The following is a 5,331-nucleotide window of genomic DNA, read 5'->3' as shown; positions in this document are numbered from 1 at the left end:
TCGTTTTCTTTCACTGAAACGTGTGGGGTAGACGGGTGGGATAAACGTCTGAGATAAAAGCAACTACGGCCAAACGGGTGTAGCCCCAGTCGTATCCGGGGTTCTAATCTGGGTTGAAGGGGCTCCCTCAACAAAGACGTTCGATAGTCTAATCGTTGCAATCAAATCATTTCACGGAGGTAAATGTGCGAGTATCCGCAATGACGCGGCGCGTGACGGCAACCGTTGCTCTGACGGTCAGTCTGGCGCTGGGATCGAGCGCCCTGGTCGCGTGTGGTAATTCCGACAGTGCTGTTTCCACGAAGAAGGTGGACGCTGAGTCGACGGTGCTTAGCGACGACATCGCAGCGTCGGAAAGCCTGATCGGCAGTTCGGAAGCAGTTGTCGTTTCCTCGGCTGGTGCAGCTGAGCAGCGTCGGGCGGCAGGCATTGCGGTTGCTGCTGGGCTGCCGATGCTGGTGGCTGGTTCTGCCGAAGATGCGGAAGATGACAGTACCGCCAAGAGTCCCAAGAAGGACGCTCGTGGCCACGATACTGGCGCTGATATCGCCGATGTGGAAAAAGAGATTGACCGCCTGGGCGCAAAGACAGTCCTTACAGTGGGGGCAGTTGACCTGACCGGGGGAGAGGAGCGTCAGGTTATTGCAGATCCGGGTACGACCGATGGCCTCAAGGAGCTTGTCGGTACTGAATTCAAGGTTCTCAAAGAGACGGAGTCGAAGCCGACTCGCGCTGTCGTTGAGATGGATCCGGAGAAGCCCACTGTCGTCAAGGGTGACGCAACGAAGGATGGGGGCGCCAACCAGGAGGCGCAGGATCGCGCCAGCGATGGGCAGGATGACAAGGGGCAGGAGAGCATCACCCTGCCGAAGGGATCGCCGAAGGAGGTTAAGGACAAGTTGGCATTGGCTGCACCGGGTACCGGCCTGGCTTCCATTGCTACTGCTCGAGCAGCTGGCCTGAAGGTCAGTTGGCTGCCGGTGGGCGACGCGCGTGCTACCTCTGAGTCGATTTCGGCTGCTCGTGACGGCGAGTCCCTGATTGCTCTGGGTAAGGTTTTCGGCGATCAGGACAAGTTCGATCAGTCCATCGAGCTGGCCAAGGATGACAAGGTCAAGGAGCTGCCGGGTGGAGGCACGCTGCTGTTCCCCGGTCGTCATCTGATTGCAACGTATGGTCACCCAGGTGTCGCTCCATTGGGTGTGATGGGCGAGGATGATCCGGAGGATGCCGTCGCACGTGCGAAGGACTACGTCAAGCAGTACGAGAAGTTCGCCGATGACCCGGTACTGCCGGCCTTTGAGATTATTGCTTCGGTCGCACAGGCTGATCCGGGCCCGCGTGGTGACTACTCCGAGCCGGCTCCGGTTGAGACTCTGAAGCCGTACGTCGAGGCCATGACCAAGGCCGGCGGCTACGTCATCATCGACTTGCAGCCGGGCAGTGCAGACTTCCTGGACCAGGCCAAGTTCTACGAAGAACTGCTGAAGATGCCAAACGTCGGTCTGGCGCTGGATCCGGAGTGGAAGATGGAACCGGGGCAGGTTCCGGCGACTCAGGTTGGTCACGTTAAGGCTGAAGAGGTCAACCGCGTTGCTGATTGGCTGGCTGAGCTGACTCGTAAGAACAACCTTCCGCAGAAGATGCTGATGCTGCACCAGTTCCAGCTACAGATGATTCGCGATCGCGAGACGCTGGATCTGTCGCACCCGGAGCTCGCATTCGTACTGCATGCCGACGGCCATGGCACCGCGCAGGAAAAGTTTGAGACCTGGAACGTCATGCTGCAGGATTTGCAGCCGGAGATTTTCGAGGCGTGGAAGAACTTCATCGACGAGGACCAGCCGATGTTTACTCCTGAGGAGACCATGAACATCGAACCGCGTCCATGGTTGGTTACGTACCAGTAGGTTATAGACCAGCAGAAATAAAAATAAAACGCGAAGAGTTTTGCCGACTTGAATGTCGGGGGCAACGGCGCTTACTCCCTAAACAAAGGGTAGTAAGCGCCGTTTTGCTTAGGTAAGTACCCCCGCGCCTCACCCCCAGAGTTTATGATGAGACGTAATGCGCGTGCACGCTTTAGTAGTTTTCTTAAGTGACACCGCACATACTGCATAAATTTTTCGAGACAAACCAGGAGATGCTTGTGAGCCAGAACGCTCGCCCCGTTGTCCTCATCGCCGACAAGCTGGCACAGTCCACAGTGGACGCATTGGGGGATTCCGTTGAGGTCCGTTGGGTAGATGGTCCGAACCGCGCTGAGCTCCTGGCTGCGGTTGGTGACGCTGACGCACTGCTCGTCCGCTCCGCTACCACCGTGGATCAGGAAGTCCTCGAAGCGGCTCCGAATCTGAAGATCGTCGGCCGTGCCGGCGTTGGCCTGGATAACGTCGACATCGATACCGCTACCAAGCGCGGCGTCATGGTTGTCAACGCTCCGACCTCCAATATTCACTCTGCATGTGAGCACGCAATCGCGCTGCTGCTGGCCACCGCTCGCCAGCTGCCGGCTGCGGACGCGTCCCTGCGTGAGGGGGAGTGGAAGCGCTCTTCCTTCAAGGGGGTCGAAATCTTCGGCAAGACCGTCGGTATCGTCGGTTTCGGTCACATCGGCCAGTTGTTTGCGCAGCGTCTCGCTGCTTTTGAGACCAACATCATTGCGTACGATCCGTACGCGAACCCGGCCCGTGCTGCTCAGCTCGGTGTTGAGCTGGTTGAGCTGGAAGACCTGATGGCTCGCGCTGATTTCGTGACCATCCACCTGCCGAAGACCAAGGAAACCGCTGGCATGTTCGATGCTGAGCTCCTGGGCAAGGCCAAGAAGGGGCAGATCATCATCAACGCTGCCCGCGGCGGTCTCGTCGACGAGCAGGCGCTTGCCGACGCGATTAAGGCTGGCAACATCCGCGGTGCTGGCTTCGATGTGTACGCGACCGAGCCGTGCACGGATTCCCCGCTGTTTGGCCTGCCGGAAACTGTTTGTGCTCCGCACCTGGGCGCCTCCACCGTTGAGGCTCAGGACCGCGCCGGTACCGATGTCGCTAAGTCCGTACTGCTGGCACTGGCTGGCGAGTTCGTCCCGGATGCCGTCAACGTTTCCGGTGGCGCTGTTGGCGAAGAGGTGGCCCTGTGGCTCGAGCTGGCTCGTGAGCTGGGTCTGGTTGCTGGTGGTCTGCTGGAGGGCGCTCCGGCCGCTGTTGAGGTCACCGCTCGCGGTGAGCTGCACACTGAGGACGTTAACGTTCTGGGGATGGCAGCAATCCGTGGACTGTTCTCCCTCATGGTGGAAGAGCCTGTCACTTTCGTTAACGCTCCGCGTATTGCAGAAGAGCGGGGTGTGACCTTCACTGTCGAGACTGAGCCGGAGTCCGTCTCCCACCGCTCCGTCCTCGAGGTCAAGGTCATCGGCGCTGATGGCTCCACCGCTACCGTCGTTGGTGCTCTCACTGGCCTGAACCGCGTTGAGAAGATTGTTCGTATCAATGGCCGCGGCATCGACATGCGTGCTCAGGGCCGTAACCTCTTCCTGCTGTACAAGGACGTTCCGGGTGCTCTGGGCCGCGTAGCTACCACCCTGGGTGAGTCCGGCATCAACATCGAGGCTGCTGCTCTGTCTCCGCAGGAAGCAGATCAGACTGCCATCCTGGTGCTGCGTGTTTCCAAGGAGGTTCCGGAGGAGCTCGTCGAGAAGATTGCCGAGGAAATCTCCGCTACCCACGCTCTGCAGCTTGAGCTGGACTAGTTTTGAGCGCCTAGGCGTTTTAGAGCTACTTCCTAGCCTATGAAAAATCCCCTCCAACCGGAGGGGATTTTTTTGTTTGCCTGCTAGTTTTACAAGCCTTAGCCCTTCATCGAGCCCTTCTCAATCATGTTGACGTGGAAGTCGAAGGCAGTGCGCAGATCGTGCGGGGTCGACATGCCCGGAGCGGTCTTCAGCGCGCGCTCGTAGTACTCCTCCAGCAGTGGCTGGTACTCCGGGTGTGCAACGGAAATCATCTTAGCCACGCGGTCACGCGGTGCCAGGCCACGCAGGTCAGCGAATCCACGCTCGGTGATGATGACCATGGCGTCGTGCTCGGTGTGGTCAATGTGCGAAGCGAACGGAACGATTGTCGAAATCGCACCGTCCTTCGCCAGCGACGGCGAGATGAACGAGGAAACGAAGGCGTTACGGGTGAAGTCACCGGAACCACCGATGCCGTTCATCATGCGGCTGCCGTTGATGTGGGTGGAGTTGACGTTGCCGTAGATGTCGGCCTCAATCATGCCGTTGGTGGCGATCAGGCCCACACGACGGACAACCTCCGGGTGGTTGGAGATCTGCTGCGGGCGCAGGATGATGTTCTTGCGGTAGCGAGCAGCCTCGTTGTTCATGCGCTCGGCTGCTTCTGGAGACAGGGAGAAGGAGGTAGCCGAAGCGACGGTCATCTTACCTGCGTCAATCAGGTCAATCATGCCGTCCTGAATAACCTCGGTGTAGGCCTTGATGTTCTCAAACTTGGAGTCCAACAGACCTGCCATCACAGCGTTCGGCACGTTACCGACGCCCGACTGCATGATGTACTGGTCGTAAGCCAGGCGACCCGCGCGAACTTCGCCCTCGAGGAAGTCGAGGAAGTGGCCAGCAATGGCCTTCGAGGTCTCATCCAACGGCTTGAACGGGGAGTTGCGGTCCGGCGCGTTGGTCTCGACAACTGCGACAACCTTGTCCAGGTTGATGTCGATGTAAGGGGTACCAATGCGATCACCCGGGGCATTGATCGGCACCGGCGTGCGGTTAGGCAGGTGCTGAATGCGGTAGATGTCGTGCATGCCCTCGAGTTCCTCGGACTGCCACGAGTTGACCTCAATGATGATCTTGTCAGCGTTGTCCATCCACTCGACGTTGTTGCCAACGCTTGACGACGGAATGAGGTGTCCATCTTCCGTAATACGAGTGACCTCTACAATTGCGGCGTCAATCGGCAGGAAGCCCTGCTCGATGTACAGCGCGGAGTGGGAGAGATGGATGTCCTGGTACTTTGCCTTGCCGGCGTTGATGGACTTACGCAGTGCCGGATCTCCCTGGTACGGCATGCGGTAGCGGATGATGTCAGCTTCTGCCATCACGCCGTCACAGTCCGGGGCGGTGGAAGCGCCGGTGTAGATGTCGACAGCGAATTCTTCACCCTTGGCGTGGAGTTCCTTGCCTCGGTTTGCCAGCGCAGTCGGCAGAGCCTTCGGGTAGCCAGCACCGGTGAAGCCAGAGATGCCGAGGGCATCACCGTGATTGATAAACTGTGCCGCCTCGTCGGCGGTCATTACTTTGCCGCGCAAACCGGCATGTGC

The 5,331-nt window shown here is 58.9% G+C and carries 3 protein-coding genes; 2 read left to right on the top strand and 1 reads right to left on the bottom strand.

What is annotated here, in order from left to right:
• Positions 1-212: 212 nt before the first annotated feature.
• The gene (locus tag HMPREF3011_RS06480) at positions 213-1,910 is read left to right on the top strand and encodes a hypothetical protein (RefSeq protein WP_246821447.1); all 1,698 of its coding nucleotides are present in this window, start codon (positions 213-215) and stop codon (positions 1,908-1,910) included.
• A gap of 239 nt (positions 1,911-2,149) precedes the next feature.
• Positions 2,150-3,745 (top strand): phosphoglycerate dehydrogenase, encoded by a 1,596-nt coding sequence (gene serA / locus HMPREF3011_RS06475; RefSeq protein ID WP_038629526.1) that lies wholly within the window; start codon positions 2,150-2,152, stop codon positions 3,743-3,745.
• Positions 3,746-3,843: 98 nt separating this feature from the next.
• Here serA and HMPREF3011_RS06470 read toward each other — a convergent pair.
• On the bottom strand, positions 3,844-5,331 hold a 1,488-nt coding region (locus HMPREF3011_RS06470), incomplete at its 5' end, for an acetyl-CoA hydrolase/transferase family protein (RefSeq protein ID WP_070841303.1).

This window comes from Corynebacterium sp. HMSC074C04, from assembly GCF_001838295.1.
GTDB lineage: Bacteria > Actinomycetota > Actinomycetes > Mycobacteriales > Mycobacteriaceae > Corynebacterium > Corynebacterium amycolatum.
The sequence above is the reverse complement of the archived record's forward strand: the minus strand, read 5'-3'. Positions and strand labels throughout refer to the sequence as shown.